The 17195-nt window shown below is 71.0% G+C and carries 21 protein-coding genes; 15 read left to right on the top strand and 6 right to left on the bottom strand.

The features are described 5' to 3' along the window. Window positions 1-133: 133 nt before the first annotated feature. Together ABD665_RS11065 and ABD665_RS11060 are read right to left on the bottom strand one after the other, a co-directional pair. The gene (locus ABD665_RS11065; protein WP_204910607.1) at window positions 134-1015 is read right to left on the bottom strand and encodes an SURF1 family cytochrome oxidase biogenesis protein; all 882 of its coding nucleotides are present in this window, start codon (window positions 1013-1015) and stop codon (window positions 134-136) included. 55 nt (window positions 1016-1070) lie between these two features. After that, complete coding sequence (locus ABD665_RS11060) at window positions 1071-1526, bottom strand: DUF4307 domain-containing protein (protein WP_344742315.1); 456 nt, start codon at window positions 1524-1526, stop codon at window positions 1071-1073. A 316-nt stretch (window positions 1527-1842) separates the two neighbouring features. On the opposite strand from ABD665_RS11060, the gene ABD665_RS11055 reads away from it, so the two are divergent. From ABD665_RS11055 to ABD665_RS11025, 7 genes are all read left to right on the top strand, one after another. Beyond that, window positions 1843-2211, top strand: coding sequence for an ArsR/SmtB family transcription factor (locus ABD665_RS11055; RefSeq protein WP_344742313.1), 369 nt, complete (start codon window positions 1843-1845; stop codon window positions 2209-2211). Then, entirely contained in the window at window positions 2204-4441 is a 2238-nt protein-coding gene (locus ABD665_RS11050) for a heavy metal translocating P-type ATPase (protein ID WP_204910609.1), read from the top strand. Before ABD665_RS11055 ends, ABD665_RS11050 begins: the two co-directional genes overlap by 8 nt. Window positions 4442-4543: 102 nt before the next feature. Then, window positions 4544-5290 carry a thioredoxin domain-containing protein gene (locus ABD665_RS11045; RefSeq protein ID WP_204910610.1) on the top strand — a complete coding sequence of 249 codons (747 nt, stop codon included), beginning with the start codon at window positions 4544-4546 and terminating at the stop codon, window positions 5288-5290. Window positions 5291-5418: 128 nt separating this feature from the next. Further along, complete coding sequence (locus ABD665_RS11040; RefSeq protein ID WP_204910611.1) at window positions 5419-6000, top strand: vitamin K epoxide reductase family protein; 582 nt, start codon at window positions 5419-5421, stop codon at window positions 5998-6000. After that, a complete protein-coding gene (locus ABD665_RS11035; protein WP_204910612.1) occupies window positions 5997-6668 on the top strand; it encodes a redoxin family protein in 672 nt (223 codons plus the stop codon). The genes ABD665_RS11040 and ABD665_RS11035 overlap by 4 nt, the downstream gene beginning before the upstream one ends. Window positions 6669-6727: 59 nt before the next feature. Further along, a complete protein-coding gene (locus ABD665_RS11030; protein WP_204913722.1) occupies window positions 6728-7441 on the top strand; it encodes a cytochrome c biogenesis protein CcdA in 714 nt (237 codons plus the stop codon). A 14-nt stretch (window positions 7442-7455) separates the two neighbouring features. Continuing rightward, window positions 7456-7695, top strand: a complete 240-nt coding sequence (locus ABD665_RS11025) for a hypothetical protein (RefSeq protein ID WP_204910613.1) — start codon at window positions 7456-7458, stop codon at window positions 7693-7695. Between the two features lie 299 nt (window positions 7696-7994). Here the strand turns inward: ABD665_RS11025 and ABD665_RS11020 are convergent, their stop codons facing one another. After that, window positions 7995-8822 carry an undecaprenyl-diphosphate phosphatase gene (locus ABD665_RS11020; RefSeq protein ID WP_204910614.1) on the bottom strand — a complete coding sequence of 276 codons (828 nt, stop codon included), beginning with the start codon at window positions 8820-8822 and terminating at the stop codon, window positions 7995-7997. Window positions 8823-8920: 98 nt separating this feature from the next. On the opposite strand from ABD665_RS11020, the gene ABD665_RS11015 reads away from it, so the two are divergent. From ABD665_RS11015 to ABD665_RS11005, 3 genes are all read left to right on the top strand, one after another. Then, window positions 8921-9304: a metalloregulator ArsR/SmtB family transcription factor gene (locus ABD665_RS11015; RefSeq protein ID WP_204910615.1), complete on the top strand. Its 384-nt coding sequence runs from the start codon at window positions 8921-8923 to the stop codon at window positions 9302-9304. Between the two features lie 119 nt (window positions 9305-9423). Then, a complete protein-coding gene (locus ABD665_RS11010) occupies window positions 9424-9990 on the top strand; it encodes a cation diffusion facilitator family transporter (protein ID WP_344742306.1) in 567 nt (188 codons plus the stop codon). Window positions 9991-10047: 57 nt separating this feature from the next. Next, window positions 10048-10551 (top strand): signal peptidase II, encoded by a 504-nt coding sequence (locus tag ABD665_RS11005; RefSeq protein WP_204910617.1) that lies wholly within the window; start codon window positions 10048-10050, stop codon window positions 10549-10551. A gap of 113 nt (window positions 10552-10664) precedes the next feature. Here ABD665_RS11005 and ABD665_RS11000 read toward each other — a convergent pair whose 3' ends face one another. The 3 genes from ABD665_RS11000 to ABD665_RS10990 all read right to left on the bottom strand — a co-directional run bounded on the left by ABD665_RS11000 (window position 10665) and on the right by ABD665_RS10990 (window position 12583). Next, a complete protein-coding gene (locus ABD665_RS11000) occupies window positions 10665-11426 on the bottom strand; it encodes a VIT1/CCC1 transporter family protein (RefSeq protein WP_344742303.1) in 762 nt (253 codons plus the stop codon). A gap of 104 nt (window positions 11427-11530) precedes the next feature. Next, window positions 11531-11755, bottom strand: coding sequence for a hypothetical protein (locus tag ABD665_RS10995; protein WP_204910618.1), 225 nt, complete (start codon window positions 11753-11755; stop codon window positions 11531-11533). 81 nt (window positions 11756-11836) lie between these two features. Continuing rightward, the gene (locus ABD665_RS10990; RefSeq protein WP_204910619.1) at window positions 11837-12583 is read right to left on the bottom strand and encodes a ZIP family metal transporter; all 747 of its coding nucleotides are present in this window, start codon (window positions 12581-12583) and stop codon (window positions 11837-11839) included. A gap of 88 nt (window positions 12584-12671) precedes the next feature. Here ABD665_RS10990 and ABD665_RS10985 point away from each other — a divergent pair, with 88 nt between their 5' ends. The 5 genes from ABD665_RS10985 to ABD665_RS10965 all read left to right on the top strand — a co-directional run bounded on the left by ABD665_RS10985 (window position 12672) and on the right by ABD665_RS10965 (window position 17100). Next, window positions 12672-13076: an ArsR/SmtB family transcription factor gene (locus tag ABD665_RS10985; RefSeq protein ID WP_425562143.1), complete on the top strand. Its 405-nt coding sequence runs from the start codon at window positions 12672-12674 to the stop codon at window positions 13074-13076. Window positions 13077-13203: 127 nt separating this feature from the next. Next, window positions 13204-14061 (top strand): cation diffusion facilitator family transporter, encoded by an 858-nt coding sequence (locus ABD665_RS10980; RefSeq protein ID WP_344742300.1) that lies wholly within the window; start codon window positions 13204-13206, stop codon window positions 14059-14061. Window positions 14062-14250: 189 nt separating this feature from the next. Continuing rightward, entirely contained in the window at window positions 14251-14721 is a 471-nt protein-coding gene (locus ABD665_RS10975; RefSeq protein WP_204910622.1) for a cupredoxin domain-containing protein, read from the top strand. A 79-nt stretch (window positions 14722-14800) separates the two neighbouring features. Further along, window positions 14801-16111, top strand: coding sequence for a hypothetical protein (locus tag ABD665_RS10970; protein ID WP_204910623.1), 1311 nt, complete (start codon window positions 14801-14803; stop codon window positions 16109-16111). Window positions 16112-16170: 59 nt separating this feature from the next. Then, complete coding sequence (locus ABD665_RS10965; protein WP_204910624.1) at window positions 16171-17100, top strand: CPBP family glutamic-type intramembrane protease; 930 nt, start codon at window positions 16171-16173, stop codon at window positions 17098-17100. Window positions 17101-17195 lie beyond the last annotated feature (95 nt).

Raw genomic sequence — 17195 nt, 5'->3', positions numbered from 1 at the left:
ACCGAGGTCGCTCTTCGTCCTGCCACTGGTTCAAGGGGGGCGGCCATCCGCCAAGCACTGGTCTCGTCCAACTCATCGGCCCTCTAAAGGGCAGGTCTCGACAGACCGGGTGGTCGAGTGGCCGACTCTGCCGTCAGCCCGAGCGAGGTTCTCGGGGGCCTTGAGTGCCGGATCGAACGCCCATGCGACGTTCGCGGAGGTCCCCTCGGATGAAGACGACGATGCCCAGCACACCGATCCCGGCGAACATGAACCACTGCGCGGCGTACCAGAAGTGCGGTCCGTCGGAGATTTCGGGTAGTGCGACGGGCTTGAAGTTGCCGGTCTGACTGGGCTCGACGGTGAGCAGGCCGATGTAGCCGTTCGCGACGGGGTACGGCAGCGTCGCACCGACGGCGGTGGAGTCGATGAGCCTGGCCGACCCGTTCACGGGGACTCTGGCTGTGGTCCGGCCCACTTCGTTGCGTCGGACGTGACCGACCACGGTGACCGTTCCGGTCGGGGGTGGTGGCGCGGTGCTGGGGACCTCCTCGCCGGCGCTGAGGGGGACGATGCCGCGGTCGACCAGGACGGTTCCTGCCGTGGTGCGCAGCGGGGTGAGGACTTCGTAGCCGTTGAGATCACCACTGGTGCGGTAGCGCAGCAGCACCTGGCGTTCGGCGTCGAAGACCCCGACTGCACTGACCCGCTGCCACTGGTCGGCGTCGGTGATGGTCCGGGTGAAGACCTCCTCCCACGGCAACACCTCGTTCTGGGTGTTGGCGACGGTCGAGATGTTGCGTTGGCGTCGTTGTTGCAGCCGTTCGAGCTGCCAGTCGCCGAGGTAGACGAAGGCCGTAACGAGGGCTGCGACGAACGCGACGAGAAATGCCCAGCGGATCCAGAGGCGCTTGTTGTCACCTTCCGGCCTCGCGGGGGGTCGGCCTGGGGCTCCAGAGGCTGTCGCCGATTCGCTCAGGGCCGGAGGTCGGCTGCTGGCCGAGCTCGAGGTGTCGGGGTCGGGGGGCTGGTTCACGGTTCGTCCGCGCGTGGGCGGCTGTTCGGGCGCTCGCGCTCGCGGAACGGGTGGGTCATCGTGTGCGGCACGTCGTGACCTTGATCGAGGTGGCGCGGCGCAGTGTGGTCAGGTCGACCTCGACCCGGGTCAGCTCGGAGTGGTCGGCGGGTGCGTCCACGTCCTTCTCGGCGACGGGTTGGAAGTCGGTGCTCTGCGCCAGGAGCCGGCAGACGGCCGGTTTCGTCGGGTCGCGGCGCTGCACCAGGATCTCCGCGCTGATGGTCGTGTCGGATCTGACGTCGAAGGACAGCACCTGAGCATCGACGGCCGGGCGGGCGTGGGTCAGTGCCGTGGAGACCAGCCACGTCAGGGCGCACACCGTGGCCGCACCGATCAGCGCAACCTTGATCTTGCGATCAACCCGAGGTGTTGGGTAGCGCCTCGCCAGGCGCAGCTCGACCTCGGCGACGCCGGCGCCCGGTGCCTCCCCTTCACCCCGTACGCGACGACCCGGTCGAGTCCTGGCCACCCTTCAGCGTCCACATGCCGGGGGAAAGCTGGCTGCGCGGCAGCGCGCTGCACGATGCTCCTCGAGCGCGGCAACGGCTGCGAGTGCTGCACTGGACGCCGAGGTCGGTCGACGGGAGTGCTCGACGCGAGGTGACGGCGCCGGGTCACGTGGCGGCGGCACACCGAGCCCAACGACTCGGATGCCGACTGCAGTTCCCGGCCACCGTGGTGATCGCCGCATCTTCCCGTGCCCCACTCCCACCCTCTGCGCTTGATTAAGCGACGGCTGTAGTGTTTGTGTCGTGACGGTCGAGCATGAGCCTGTGGGCGTCCTCGTGGACGCGGACGCGTTAGGTCGGGTCGGGACGGCTCTGGCCGACCCAACGCGACGGCGGCTGCTGCTGCGCTTGGTGGACGGTCCGGCGTACCCGTCGGACCTGGCGGACGCGCTGTCGTTGACGCGCGGGAACGTGTCGAACCACCTCTCGTGCCTGCGCGGCTGCGGACTGGTGTCGACCGTGCACGTGGGGCGCCGGGTCCGCTACGAGCTCGCCGATCCCCGGCTGGCCGGGGCGCTGGCGCAGCTCGCGTCACTGGTCCTCGTGGTGAACCAGGGCGCATCGGCCGGTGAGCCGTGCGGGCCTGACGACTACGCCTGCACCGACCACGAGGTGGCTGCGGAGCTGGCGGTTGGTCGTGGCTGACGCATGCTGCGGCCCTGACGAGGTCGACGAGGCCGACGCCCACGACGCGGAGCAGGGCACGACACCTACGCCGGTGTGGCGGGCGCGCGAGATCCAGGCTGCGGCGCTGTCAGGCGTCCTCCTGCTGGCCGGTGCGGTCGCTCCCGGCGGCACCTCGTTCGAGCTGGTGATGTTCTACGCGGCGGCAGTCGTCGGTGCGGCGACGTTCGTGCCGTCGGCGCTTCGCCGGCTCCTGCGGGGCCGGCTCGGGGTCGGTCTGCTGATGACGATCGCCGCAGTCGGGGCGGTGCTGCTCGGCGAGGTCGCGGAGGCCGCGACCCTGGCTTTCTTGTTCTCCATCGCCGAGGGGCTGGAGGACTACGCCCTGACCCGGACGCGGAACAGCCTGCGGGCGTTGCTGGACCTGGCGCCGCCGACGGCGACGGTCCTGCGCGGCGGTGGCGCTGGTGGTGGCAGCGGCGGTGGTGATCGTTCAGTTACGCTGGCGCTCGACGAGCTGGCCGTCGGCGACGTCCTGCTCGTCCGTCCGGGCGAGAAGGTCGCGACCGACGGCGTGGTGCGCAGCGGTCGGAGCACGATCGACGCTTCCGTCGTGACCGGGGAGTCTGTTCCGATCGAGGTCGGCCCGGCGTCGCCGGTGTTCGCCGCGACCGTGAACGGCACCGGTGCGCTCGAGGTGAGCGTGACCGCGACGGCGGCGGACAACTCGCTGGCCCGGCTGGTCCGGGTCGTGCAGGAGGCGCAGGACCGCAAGGGCCGCAGCCAGCGACTCGCCGACCGGGTGGCCAGACCCCTCGTTCCCGGAGTGCTCGTGCTGGCCGCACTGGTCGCCCTGCTCGGCAGCGTCCTGGACGACCCCGCGGTCTGGATCCCGCGTGCCCTGGTCGTGCTCGTCGCGGCCGCACCGTGCGCGTTCGCGTTGAGCGTGCCGATCGCCGTCATCGCCGCGGTCGGCGCCGCGTCGCGCGGCGGGGTGCTCATCAAGGGCGGCGCGGCGGTCGAGGCGCTCGGCTCCGTCCGCACCGTCGCGCTCGACAAGACCGGCACCCTCACCCGCAACGAGCCCACTGTGGTCGAGGTCGTCCCCTCCTCCCCCACGGTCACACCCGACCGGGTGCTCGCGGTGGCCGCAGCGCTCGAAACGCGCAGCGAGCACCCGCTGGCCGCGGCGATCCTCGAAGCAGCGAAGGACCTCGCCGCAATGCAGGCGGGCGACGTGATCGCCGTGCCGGGTCAGGGCCTGACCGGGACGGTCGCGGGGAGGCCGGCGCGGCTCGGGAAGCCGGGCTTCGTCGCAGCGGCAGATCTTGCCGATGCCGTGGCCCGGCTGCAGGACGATGGTGCGAGCGTCGTCTTGGTCGAGCAGGACGGGGAGCTGCTCGGCGCGGTCGCTGTGCGCGACGAGATCCGCCCCGAGGCCGCGGAAGCGGTAGCGCTGCTGCGCCGGCAGGGCATGGACGTGGTCATGCTGAGCGGTGACAACACGCGCACCGCCAACGCGATCGCAGCCCAGGCCGGCATCACCGACGTCCGGGCCGAGCTGAGCCCGCAGGACAAGGCCGCGATCGTCACCGACCTCCGACAGCGCGGACCGGTCGCAATGGTCGGCGACGGCATCAACGACGCGCCCGCACTGGCGACCGCGGACGCGGGCGTCGCGATGGGCGCCATGGGCAGCGACGCGGCCATCGAGGCGGCCGACGTCGCGCTGATGGGCGAGGACCTGCGGCGCCTCCCGGACGCCGTCGCGCACGCCCGCCACGCGCGGGGCATCTTCGTGCAGAACCTGGTGCTGTCCGGCTTGATCATCGCCGTCCTGGTGCCGCTGTCCGCGCTCGGCGTCCTCGGCCTGCCGACCGTCGTCGCCACCCACGAGCTGGCCGAGGTGCTCGTGATCCTGAACGGCCTCCGCGCCGGTCGACGACTGTTCCTGCCCTCGCGTCCCGCCCTCCGGGCAGGAACTTCCGCCTCGGCCAGGTCGTTGCCGGTCCAACACCGCTCTGCTGCAGCCGTACCTGCGGGAGGCCTACCTGTGATGAGCATGCCGCTGGTGAACCTGCCGCAGACCACGAAGCCGTCTGCTGGTGGCGGTGTCGACGTTCCGCGTTCCCCACTGACCCTGTCGTCCGTGCTCACCCTGTCGGCGACGCGGCCCGCGACACGACAGGAGACGTCTCACGGTTCCGACAGCGGCTGTGGCTGCGCTCCGGGCTGCGCCTGCTGCAGCTGACCCGGCACGCACGAGGGCGACGACCCATCGACGATGACCGACCGAGACGCCGAGCGGCACCCCCGCAGAGGTCCCGACCGAGAGGCACAGAGGACAAGAAGCATGGCCGCGAACCGATCGACGAGCCGATCAACTCCGACCACGTCGACCAGCCGTAAGCGGCTGGCCGCCGAGCAGGAGGCCCTGCGGCTCACCCGGAGGAGGAACCGGCTGTTCACCGGCGTCGCTGGCGGGCTGCTGGCCCTGCTGCTCGGCGTCGTCGCGGTCGTGCAGCTGCGCGGTGCGGACTCCCCCGACACCGCTGCCAGCGGGGTGGGGGCCACCGTCCGCGAGGACTCGCACCGCCTGAACGACGTCGCCGACGGCAAGGTGACGTTCGTGGAGTTCCTCGACTTCGAGTGCGAGGGCTGCCGCGCCGCGTTCCCGGTCGTGGAGCAGCTGCGCAGCACCTACGGCGACCGGGTCAGCTTCGTCGTGCGCTACTTCCCGCTGCCCGGTCACGTCAACGGTGAGCGAGCGGCGCGGGCCGTCGAAGCCGCAGCTCAGCAGGGACAGTTCGAGGCGATGTACCGGCAGATGTACGAGACCCAGACCCAATGGGGCGAGCAGCAGACGCCGCAGGACGACGCGTTCCGCGACCTCGCCCGCAAGCTCGGGCTCGACATGACGCGTTGGGAGGCCGACTACACCTCGCCGGCCACAAAGGCCCGGATCCAGACCGACATCGACGACGGCACATCCCTTGGCGTGACCGGGACCCCGTCGTTCTTCCTCAACGGTGAACGGCTCGAACCGAAGTCGGTCGACGAGCTCACCGTCGCCATCGAAACCGCCCTGGCCGGGTCGTGACCATCCAGCACGACCGACCGGGAACCCGCGTCACCGACACCGCATCTGACGCCGCCTCCTCCGAGGTCACACTCCCCCAGACCGCTCTGCCCCAGACCGGTCCGCCCGAGGGGACTCAGCCCGAGCCCATGCCGACCGCTCGCATCTCAGAGCGCCTGGTCGGCGTCGCGCTGCTGGCTGCCGGGCTGCTCGGGTTCGCGGCAGCGTTCGTGCTGGCGGTGGAGAAGTACTGGCTCTTGACCAACCCGTTCTACACGCCGTCGTGCAGCATCAACGCGACCGTCTCCTGCGGTCCGGTGATGAGCTCGGCGCAGGCCGCGGTCTTCGGCTTCCCCAACCCCTACCTGGGGATCGCGGGCTTCGCCGTCGTCGCCGCCACCGGCGCGATGCTGCTCAGCGGCGGCCGGCTGAGCGGCTGGTACGCCGCCGGGCTGCAGGTCGGGGTCCTCGCCGGGACCGCGTTCGTGGGGTGGCTGATGTGGCAGAGCCTGGTCTCCATCGGGGCGCTGTGCCCCTACTGCATGGCCGCGTGGGCCGCGACGTTCACCGCGCTCTGGTACGTCACCCTGCACAACCTCGGGCGCAACCGGCGCCGGCTCCCCACCCCTGTCCGTCCCGCTCTCGACATAGCGACCCAGAACCACAGCTCGATCCTGCTGGGCTGGTTCCTCCTCGTTGCCGCCGTCGTCACGATCACCGTGATCGCGTGAGCACCACGGCCGCGCAGCCGACCCTGCGGCGCGTCGGTTCGCCCGCGAGCAGCAGAAGCACCGGGATCGCCGGCCGTACGGCGCCGCTGGTCGCGTTGCTGCTCGTCCTGCTGACAGCAGGGTGCGGCGGCGACTCGATCAACCCGCTGACCCGCACCGGGAGCCGCCCCTTGGGCAGCACGCCCGGCGCCGACGGTCCGGTCACCCAGGCCTTGACCCGGATTCCGGTGGAGGAACGGCTGCCGGCGCCGGTGGCGTCCGGCCCCGCGCTGTCCGGCGAGGGCACGGTCTCTACCGCGGACTACCCGGGCAAGGTCGTCGTCATCAACGTCTGGGGAGCGTGGTGCGCCCCGTGCCGCCTCGAGGCGCCCGACCTCGCCGAAGCCAGCCGGAAACGGGCCGACACGGCAGCATTCGTCGGCATCAACGTCCGCGAGAGCAGCCCGCAGACCGCCCAGGCGTTCCTGCGGACCTTCGACATCGACTACCCGCACATCTACGACCCCAGCGCCGCACAGCTCGTCCGCTTCGCCGGCACTCTTCCGCCGAACGGGATCCCGACCACGTTGTTCATCGACCGGCAGGGCCGGATCGCCGCTCGGGTCGTCGGCGTGGTCAGCCTGACCACCCTGCTCGGCCTCATCGACGAGACCTACGAGGGCAAGTAGGTGCGCCGACCGTGCTGATCGAGCTGGCCGCCTGGATGCAGGACGCCGTCACCGGGACCATGCTGGTCGCGCTTCCCGTCGCGCTGCTGGCCGGGCTCGTGTCGTTCTTCAGCCCGTGCGTGGTGCCGCTGCTACCCGGCTACCTCGCCTACGCCAGCGGCATGGGTGCCGCCGACCTGGTCGCCGGTCACACCCGAGCCCAGCGGACCGTCCTCGGGGCGGCGTTGTTCGTCCTCGGCTTCGCGAGCGTCTTCGTCGCCGCCGGCGTCGTCCTCGGGGCACTCGGTCAGGTCCTGCTGACCTACCAGGCCCTGATCAGCCGCATCGCGGGCGTTGTTGTCATCGTCATGGGCCTGGTCTTCACCGGCCTGCTCCCGCTCGGACGGGCCGATGTGCGGCTACGGCGGATGCCCGCGGTCGGACTGGCGGGTGCGCCGTTGCTGGGCGTGGTGTTCGGGCTCGGCTGGACCCCGTGCATCGGGCCCACCCTCAGCATCGTGCTCTCACTCGCCCTCACCGAGGGCAGCGCCACCCGTGGCGGGTTGCTCGCCTTTACCTACGCCCTCGGGCTCGGCATCCCGTTCCTGATCGCCGCGGCCGCCTTCGCCAAGGCCTCTCGCGCGATCAGCGTGCTGCGTCGCCACGAGCACCTTCTCCTGCGCATCGGGGGCCTCGCCATGATCGCCGTCGGACTGCTCATGGTCACCGGTCTGTGGGACCACGCCACGGCCGTGCTGCGCCAGTGGGCCGCACAGTTCACCACCGCCATCTGAAGAAGGATCCGACCATGAGCCCCCTGGACACCCGTGCCCGCGCTCAGCTGCACACGGTCGCTCTCCAGCTGGGCCTGCTGACCTTCGTCGTGCAGCTGGTGGGCGTGGTGGCCGTCGGGTCGAAGCACGGCCCGAGCAGCGTGATGGTCCATCTCGTCGCCGGGCTGCTCGTCAGCACCGGCCTGATCGTGTTCGGGCTCCACGCAAGCAGCAAGTCCGGCCGGAAGCGACCCCGTGATCAGCGGCTTGGCTGAGCAGAGGCTCGTTTCGAGGTACGACCGGCAAGGCCTCGGTTCAACGACGGACGCTCAACGATGGCCCCAGGGGAACACCCATCGGAACGTGCTCAGGATCGGACGGTGACACCAGCAGGCGTCCGTACAGCCACACCGAACGGCGCCCATGCCCTCGACGAACCGGCTCACGACCGCGAGCAGCACATACAGTCCCAGAAGCCCTACGACGACCCGTCGGACCATGCCAGTCCTTCTTCCCCCCGAAGTTGCCCTCGTCGTCGAGTATGAGCCCGGCAAGTCGGGTTAGTACACGTCAGCTAGGGCGTGATGAGACCTGTCGCGAGTGCGGCAGCGATGAGCAGTCCCAGGGCGATCCGGTAGGGCACGAACACGGTGATGGGGTGTCGGGCGACGAGACGCAGCAGCCAGGCGATCGCCGCGTAGCCGACGGCGAAGGCGACGAACGTTCCCGTGCCGGTTGCTGCCCATCCGACTGTCCGGGACACGGCCGAGCCTTCGCTGGCTGCTTCGAACACCCCCGCCGCGATCATGGCCGGGATGGACAGGAAGAACGAGAACCGAGTGGCGCTGACGCGGTCGAGACCGCGCAGCAGGCCGGCGCTGATCGTGGCGCCCGATCGTGACACCCCCGGGATCAGGGCGACGCACTGCACCAGCCCGACCACCAGCGCGTCGCGCCAGCGGATCTCGCTCTCGTTGCGGCTCTGAGTTCCTGCTCGTTCGGCGGCGACCATCACCAGCGACCAGCCGACGAGAGCCGCCGCGACCACCCATAGGCTTCGGGCGGCGCTGATCGCGTCCCGGCCGAGGAACCCGACGACGCCGATCGGGATCGTGCCGAGGACCACCGCCCAGGCGAGGCGGTACTGGTCGCCACGCCGGCTGGGCGAGGCGATCCCGTGCAGCCAGGCGCCGGCGAGGGCGACGATGTCGCGGCGGAAGAAGATGAGGACCGCCAGGATCGGGCCGAGCTGGATGATCGCGGTGAACGCGGTCACGCCCGGGTCGTCGAGGCGCAGCCCGAGCAGCTTCTCCACCACCGTCAGGTGGCCGGTGCTCGACACCGGGAGGAACTCGGTCAGGCCCTCCGTCACGCCGAGCAGCACCGCTTCGCCCAAATCCACCGTGTTCTCCTTCGTCCTCGCGCGTCCTCTTGCCGCTGACGTCGGTGTCGGCAGGCGGTCGACCTGGCGAGACCGAACCGGCCCGCTAGTATCGCCGAATGGCGATAATAGGGCTCGAAGTTGCTCTTGGTGACACGGGACCGCCGGCGCGGGAAGCGGCCGCGTGTCTGTTCCACGGCTTCAGCGACCGGTCCCGGCTGGCGATCCTGCAGCACCTGGCGCTCGGTGAGCACCGCGTCGGGGAGCTCGCGGCACACCTGGACCTGGCGCAGAGCACGGTCAGCAAGCACCTCGCCTGCCTCAAGGAGTGCGGCCTGGTGTCCTCTCGGCCGCAGGGGCGGGCGTCGGTGTTCACCCTGACGCACCCCGACGCGGTGCTGGCCCTGCTGCAGGCCGCCGAGGTGCTGCTCGCTCTCACCGGCGAGGCCGTGACACTCTGCCCCCGCTACGGCTCGACCACGCTCCAGGAGCTCCAGGCATGACCTCATCTGGTATTCCAGCCGCCTCGGTCTCGTCGGCCGACGTCGAACGGCTCACCCGCCGAGGGTTGCGGCTGGCCCGGTTCACGGTCGCCTACAACGTCGTCGAGGGCGCGGTCGCGGTGACCTTCGGCCTGCTCGCCGGGCTGGTCTCCCTGGTCGGCTTCGGGCTCGACTCCGGCATCGAGTCCGTCTCGGCGGTGCTGGTCGGGCTGCGCCTCGCCGCCCGCCTGCGCCACGGCGAGGCCGACGAGGTGAAGGAACGCCGCGCTCTGAAGGCGGTCGCGGTCACCTTCTTCCTGCTCGCTGCCTACGTCGTCGTCGAGGGCATCCGGTCCCTGCTCGGCGCAGAGACGCCGGAGCGCAGCACGGTCGGGATCGTGCTGCTGGTGCTGTCGATCGTCGTGATGCCTGTGCTGGCCCGGGCGAAGCGGCGGGTCGGGGAACAGCTCGGCGGTGACCCGCTGATCCTGGCCGACGCTGCCGAGACCCGGATCTGCGTGCTGCTGAGCATCTCGACCCTCGTCGGGCTGGTCGTGTTCACCCTGACCGGCGCCGCCTGGCTCGATCCCGTCGCCGGCTTCGTGATCGCCGTCTTCGCGATCAACGAAGGCCGAGAAGCCTGGGAAGGCGAGCTGGTCGAAGACGGCGACGACGACGGCGATGACGGCGATGACGATGACGACTGAGCTCCGATCGCACGGGCCGCGTCGGCGTCAGGTCTTGTCGCACGAGGTGCGGCGCTGATGGGCGGACACACCGCCTCAGCGCGGCTGCTGCTCGTCGGGTTGATCGTCGGCCTGGGTGGTGCTGACCTGATTGCGAAGGCCGCCGCGCAGCGGACCCTCGGTGCCGGTCGGGTCGTGGACCTCGGCCTGCTCGACCTGCGTCTGGGGTTCAACTCCGGCACCGCGTTCGGGGTCGGCGCGGAGCTGCCTGCCGCTCTGATCCTGGCGATCGTCGGTCTGATCACCGCCGGTGTGGCCGTGTTCGCGTGGCATGAAGCGGCGAGGGGCTTCTCGATCATGGTTCTCGGACTGGCTGCGATCGTTGCCGGTGCGGCGGCGAACGTGGTCGACCGCGCTGGCGACGGCGTGGTGACCGACTACCTGCACTCCGGCTGGTGGCCCACCTTCAACCTCGCGGACGTCTTCATCACCCTCGGTGCGGTGGCTGTCCTCGTGGCTGCCTGGCGCTCGCCGAGCGCAGGGGCCGCGGCGGCGGACACGAGCGGCCAGCAGCCGACGTAGCGACCAATCCGGGGCCGGCGAGGAAGGAGCTGGTCCGGCGGAGTTGGGCGGGATGCCGGCCGCCTCGACGTCGACCCTCGGCCCACTCGTCAGTCGTGTCCGGGGGGGGCCGATCACGCCACGGAGCCACCGATGAGGCGGCCGATGCCGTAGGTGACGAGGACGGCGGCACCGCCGAGGCCGAGCTGGCGCAGGCCGGAGCGGAGCAAGGGGCGACCCGTGAGCCGGCCCACGACCATGCCGCCGACGATGAGCGCGACCGCGGTGATGACCATCGCCACCTCGAGCAGCGCCACACCGAGCAGGTAGGGCAGCAGCGGCAGCAGCGCGCCGACCGAGAACGCGGCGAAGGACGCGGCCCCGGCGATGATCGCGGAAGGCAGGTCGGTGTGGTCGACGCCGAGCTCTTCGCGGGTGTGGAACCGCAGTGCGGCGTCGGGGTCGGCGGAGACGGCGGCGGCCATGGTGGCGGCGGTCTGGGGGTCGGCGCCGTAGCCGGCGAAGGTGTCGGTCAGCTCGGCCTGCTCGGCCTCGGGAAAGCGGGCGTGCATCGTCTTCTCGACCGCGACCTCGGCGTGGACGAGCTCGTTCTGGTTGGTGACCGACACGTACTCCCCGGTCCCCATCGAGAACGCGCCGGCGACCAGCCCAGCCAGCCCGGTCAGCACGATGGTGTGGGTGGACACGCCACCCCCGCCGACACCGGCGATCAGCGAGGCATTGGTGACGAGCCCGTCGACGGCGCCGAACACGGTCGGGCGCAGCCAGCCGCCGGAGACGTCGCGGTGCCGGTGGCTCCAACCTCTGGCCAGGGCGGCCTCCTGCACCGGTGCCGTCTCGAGCAGCGGTGCCGCTGCAGGGCGGGGCGGGGTCACGGGCCCGGTCGTCGCGGCGGGTGCAGCTGCCGACCGGCTGTGGCTGTAGCCGCCGAGGGTGCTGCTGTCGTCCGCGGGCCTGCCTGCTGGCGGTGTGGTCGCGTTCACGGCCGGGTTGCGTCTGGTTGTGGGCGGCGTCGACGCAGCCGACGTTCGATGACCCACAGCACGGGACCGAGTATGACGAGGCTGATCAGGAACGCGATGATCCCGACCTTGACCGACCCGGTTCGAGACACCACGGTCGCGCCGGTGCCCGCACAGGCGAGGGCGAGCAGCCACAGCCGGCCCAGCTGCGCGATCTCTCGACGGACCTTGGCATCAAGCACGAGCCGACTCCTTCAGGGCGATGCGGAAGGGCCGGGCATCACGAGCCATCGGCCAGGTTGGTGGGCACACCGGCTTGGGGTTCACGCGGCGACCTCTCCGAGGACGTAGACGATCAGGAATCCGAGGAAGAACATGGCGCTGAGCACGGTGGTCTCGCGCTCCTCGTGAGCCTCGACGAGCAGCTCCTCGACGGCGAGGTAGAGCAGCGCGGCCGTGCCGAAGGCCAGGCCCGCGGCCAGCACCTCGTGACTGGCGCCGCCCAGCAGCGCGGCGCCGAGGACCGCGCCCACGCCGGTCAGCAGACCCAGTCCGACGGTGATCAGCGCCGACCGGCCGCGCGGCACGCCGGCGTCGGTGAGCTCGGCGACCACCGACAACGACAAGAAAAGGATCTCGACGGTGAGGGCGAGGGTGATGATGAGCCCGGTGCTCGAGCCGAGGGTCACGCCGAGCCCGACGAGCTCGCCGTCGATGAGGAGGTCGACGCCCACCGCGGCGAGCAGGCCGATCGGCAGCACGTAGGTCTCGCTACGGGCGATGCTGGTGCGGCGCTGCTCGAGGCGGCGGCTCCACGCACCAAGGGCGAGCATCAGCGCGACCCCGACGCTGAAACCGGCGACGACCCAGGGCAGGTGGCCCTGCTCGCGCAGGCCGGGCAGCACCTCCCCGACCAGGGCGGCCATCACCACCCCGGCAGCGAAGTGCTGGATCGCGCTCGCCACCGCCGCGCTGGGGCGCCGCACGAGGGCGATCAGGGACCCGACCAGCGCGGCCCCGACGGGCAGGCTCACGTACAGGGCAGCCCGCGCCACGTCGTCCACGTCCACCGCTTTCCCTGAAGCCACTGCCTGAGCCGATGCCATCGCAATCGAACGATGATTTGACGGAACCTACCAGATGCGATGTCATCGTCTGGTGTCGATCGAACTTGAGCCGGAGCTGGCTGCCGCTGCCACCTCGGCGGCGGAGTCGGACTCCTCGGCGGCCGTGTGCCTGTTCCGGAGCCTGGCCGACCCCACCCGGCTGCGGATCCTGCTGCACCTTGCCCTCGGGGAGCACCGGGTGGTCGAGCTGACCGAGCACGTCGGGCTGGCGCAGAGCACCACGTCGACCCACCTGGCGTGCCTGCGCGACTGCGGGCTGGTCCAGGTCCGCACGGTCGGGCGGTCGTCGGTCTACTCCCTCGCCGTAGCGACCGAGCTGATGGATCTCTTGAGCGCCGCCGAACGCGTCCTCGCCGCCACCGGCGACGCCGTGACCCTGTGCCCCCGGATCGACCACACCGGCGAGGCGCACGACCCGGCGCAGGTGGGCGCATGACAGCCCGTCGAGTCGTCCGCCCGACGACGGGGCGTGCCCTGTCGCGTCAGTGCCGCGCATGAGCGGCCACGGGCACAGTCACGATCACGGGGCGTCGACGGCGACCGGTAGGCACCGGTGGCGGCTGGTGCTGGTGGTCGGCATCACCGCGGCCGTGTTCGTCGCCGAAGTCATCGGTGGTCTGCTGTCAGGGTCGTTGGCCCTGCTCGCCGACGCCGGGCACATGCTCACCGACGCCACCGGTCTCGTCATCGCCCTGATCGCGACCTCCCTGGCCGCCCGACCAGCGACCTCGAGCCGCACGTTCGGCTGGCAGCGTGCCGAGATCCTCGCCGCGCTCGTCAACGGGCTGCTGCTCACCGGGATCGCGGTCTGGGTCCTCGTCGAAGCGGTCCGGCGGTGGAACCAGCCGGCCGACATCTCCAGCACCCTCATGCTGTTCGTCGCCCTCGGCGGCGCCGTGGCGAACGTGGTCGGGCTGCTCATCCTGCGCGGCGGCAAAGACGAGAGCCTGAACCTGCGCGGGGCCTACCTCGAGGTGCTCGGCGACCTGCTCGGCTCGATCGCCGTCGTCGTGGCCGCCGTGGTGATCGGGCTGACCGGCTACACCCGCGCCGACTCGATCGCCTCCATCGCCATCTTCTGCCTGATCGTGCCGCGCGCGGTGTCCCTGCTGCGCGACGTCGTGCACGTCCTGCTCGAGGGCACCCCGCCCGGCGTCGACCTCGACCAGGTACGGCGCCACATCGCCGAGACCCCCGGGGTCGTCGACGTGCACGACCTGCACGCCTGGACCATCACCAGCGGCTCGGCGGTGCTCTCCGCCCACGTCGTCGTCACCGACGAGTGGTGGCGCGCCGGGCGCTCCGGCGAGGTCCTCGACAACCTCGGAACGTGCCTGGACGACCACTTCGAGGTCGAGCACTGCACCTTCCAGCTCGAACCGGTCGGCCACCAAGACCACGAGACCATCCAGCACCTGTGACCCCTGCTCCGAGGCGCCCTAGCCGCCGAAGCGCTCACTTTCCTGCGCCTCGCGGCCGCAAGGGCCGAGCTGTCCCACGCGAGTTGCTTTCGTGACTCGCCTGCCGCGGGCACCACGACGAGCCGTGCTGCGTTGCTCCTTCCGACCGGTCATGACCGCAGCCCCGAAAGGCCCCCGATGCGAGCTTCCTTGAGGACGGCCCTCCTGCCCGTCCTGCTGAGCGTGCTCGCCGTGCCGCTCGCCGCCTGCGGCACCAGCAGCACACCCGCGTCGCCACCGGCGACCTCGTCCGCACCAGCAGCCAGCACCGCACCGTCGACATCGAGCACCCCCAGCACCCCGGACACCTCGCCCACCCCCACCAGCCCGGGCAACCCGAGCCCGACGGCGGAGACCGACGCCGTCGTCGTGAACGTGCAAGTCAGTGGCGGGCGGGTCCGCCCGGGCCTGCAGACCACGAAGGTGAAGGCCGGCCAGAAGGTCACCATCACCGCCACGAGCGACGTCAAAGACTCCGTCCACGTCCACGGCTACGACAAGACCCTCGACCTCCCCCCAGGCGAGGCCGCCTCGGTTAGCTTCGTCGCCGACGTCAAGGGCGTCTTCGAGGTCGAGACCCACGAGACCGAGCTGCTCGTCGCGAAGCTCGCCGTCACGTGACTAGTCCCACGCACAGCGACACCCACAGCGACGAGAGCATCGACAGTCGGCCCGCCACGCGTCATCGGGGAAGGTCCTGATGGTGCCGCTGCACGGCATCGGCGGCCGTCAGGACCTGCCCGTGCCGTTCGAGATCGTCGTGGTGGGCGCGATGCTGGCGGTGCTCGCGTCCTTCGTGGTCCTCTCGCTCACGTGGCGGGCGACCCGTTCCGCGGGGCGGGGCACGGTGGCACTGCCCCGCCTGACCCGCCTGGTCGACAGCGCGGCCGTGCGTTGGATGGTCCGCGTTCTCGGCCTGGCCGCCGGCGCGTGGGCCGCATGGGCGCTACTTGCAGGTGCGGACAACCTGACGAACCCGATCTTCGGCTTCGTCTACGTCTGGGTGTGGATCGGGCTGGTCCCGCTGTCACTGCTCCTCGGCCGGGTGTGGCCGCTGTTGAACCCCCTGCGGACGTTGCACCTGCTGGTCTGCCGCGCGCTGCGCATCGACCCTGACCACGGCGCCCTCGACCTACCACCCGGCGTCGGCGTCTGGCCGGCGGTGGCCGGGCTGTTCGGGTTCGTGTACCTAGAGCTCGTCGCCCCGGACCGGACGACGATCCACATGCTGCTCCTAGGCGCCGCCCTTTACATCGCTGTGCTGACCTGCGGGTCCGTGCTGTTCGGGCGACGCTGGTTCGCCGCGGCCGACCCGTTCGAGGTCTACGCCACCTTCATGGCGCATCTGTCGGTGTGGGGCCGCAACGGCGCAGGCGTGCTCACCGCATCCTCGCCCTTGGTGAACCTGTCCCGGCTCGTCCCCCCGTCCGGCACCGTCGCCTTCGTCACGGTCTTGATCGGCTCGACCGCCTTCGACGGGCTGTCGAACTCCACCGCCTGGATCGGCTGGATCCAGGCCCAGCCGACCCGCCCGATCGTCGCGGCCAGCATCACCCTCGTCGCGCTCGTCGCGCTCACCGCCGCCACCTTTGTCGTCGCCTCCCGCACCGGAGGCCGGATCGTCCGCAGCCCGCTCGCCGGCGAACCCCGCCTGTTCGTGCACGCCCTGCTCCCCATCGCCCTGGGCTACGTCACCGCCCACTACCTCACGCTGTTCGTCTTCGAGGGCCAGCGGACGCTGACGTTGTGGAGCGACCCGCTAAGCCGGGGGTGGGACGTGTTCGGCACCGCCGCCCTCGACGTCAGCTACGCCCTGGCCGCCTACCCAGCGCTGATCGCCACCGTCCAGGCCGGCGCCGTCGTCGCCGGCCACGTCGGCGGAATCGTCGCCGCGCACGACCGCGCCGTCGAGATCTCCCCCACCGGCCGCGCCGCCACGAACCAGGTCCCCATGGTCGCCGTCATGATCGGCTACACCGGTCTGGCCCTGCTCCTGCTCTTCGCCGAATGACGCGCCGCAGACGCCCGCCGCGCAGCGCGCACCGACCGCCGCGACCCGCCGGACCGGTCGTGCGCGCACAGCAGCCAGACTGGAGCCCCACGTCGTTGGTGGCCCAGCCGCGCCCGGACGTTCCGTACCCGTCTGTCCTGAGCGGACTCCAACCGCCGTGGCACGCCGGACTCGGGATCGTGATGGCGCTGGGCCTCTACCTGCTGATCGTGCCGCTGGTGTCCTCGACCGTGCTCGGGCTGGGCTACGTGCTGCAACGACCGGCGACGTCGCTGAACGACTACGAGGCCGCCGGCAGACGACTTGAGCACCCCGTCGGGATGCTGGCATCGAACCTCGGGCTCGCCACGCTCACTCTCATCGCCGCCTTCACCCTCTACGCCGCCCACCGGGTCCGGCCGCGCTGGCTCAGCTCCGTACGGCCCGGGCTGCGCTGGCGCTACCTCGGTCTCTGCACGGCAGCCGCAGCCGCCGTCTTCGCCGGCGTCCTCGCGCTTAGCGGCAGCCCCTCCGCCAGCGCAGCAGCGCCGACCCAGCCGCAGCTGGTCGCGTTCCTGCTGATCATCGTGATCACCAGCCCGCTGCAGGCCGCCGCCGAGGAGTACCTGTTCCGCGGCTACCTGCTCCAGGCCTTCGGGAGCCTCGCCGCCACACCCTGGTTCGGGGTGGTCGCCTCAGCGCTGTTGTTCGCGCTGTTCCACGGCAGCCAGAACCTGCCCCTGTTCCTCGACCGCTTCGCGTTCGGCCTGCTCGCGGCCGTCCTCGTCTGGCGCACCGGCGGACTTGAAGCCGGCATCGCCGCCCACACCGCCAACAACCTGCTCGCCTACGGCAGCGCCGCCCTCACCGGCAGCATCGCCTCCCTCCGCGCCGTCGACAGGATCAGTTGGGCCAGCGCCGCCCTTGACATCGGCGGCTTCACCGCCTTCACCCTCGTTGCGGTCGTGCTCGGCAGAGCCCTGCGCACTCGAACGGCCGTTAACGGCTGACGGAACCCGGGCCCATCGCCAGCGGCGGCTGCACCCTCGACGCAGTCTCAAGCTGCCGTCGCCCCTTGCTCGCCGTGGTGCTGACTTCGATCAGC

It is taken from the genome of Microlunatus spumicola, assembly GCF_039536445.1.
GTDB classification, from domain to species: Bacteria; Actinomycetota; Actinomycetes; order Propionibacteriales; family Propionibacteriaceae; genus Microlunatus; species Microlunatus spumicola.
This window is presented reverse-complemented; position numbering and strand designations above follow the sequence as displayed.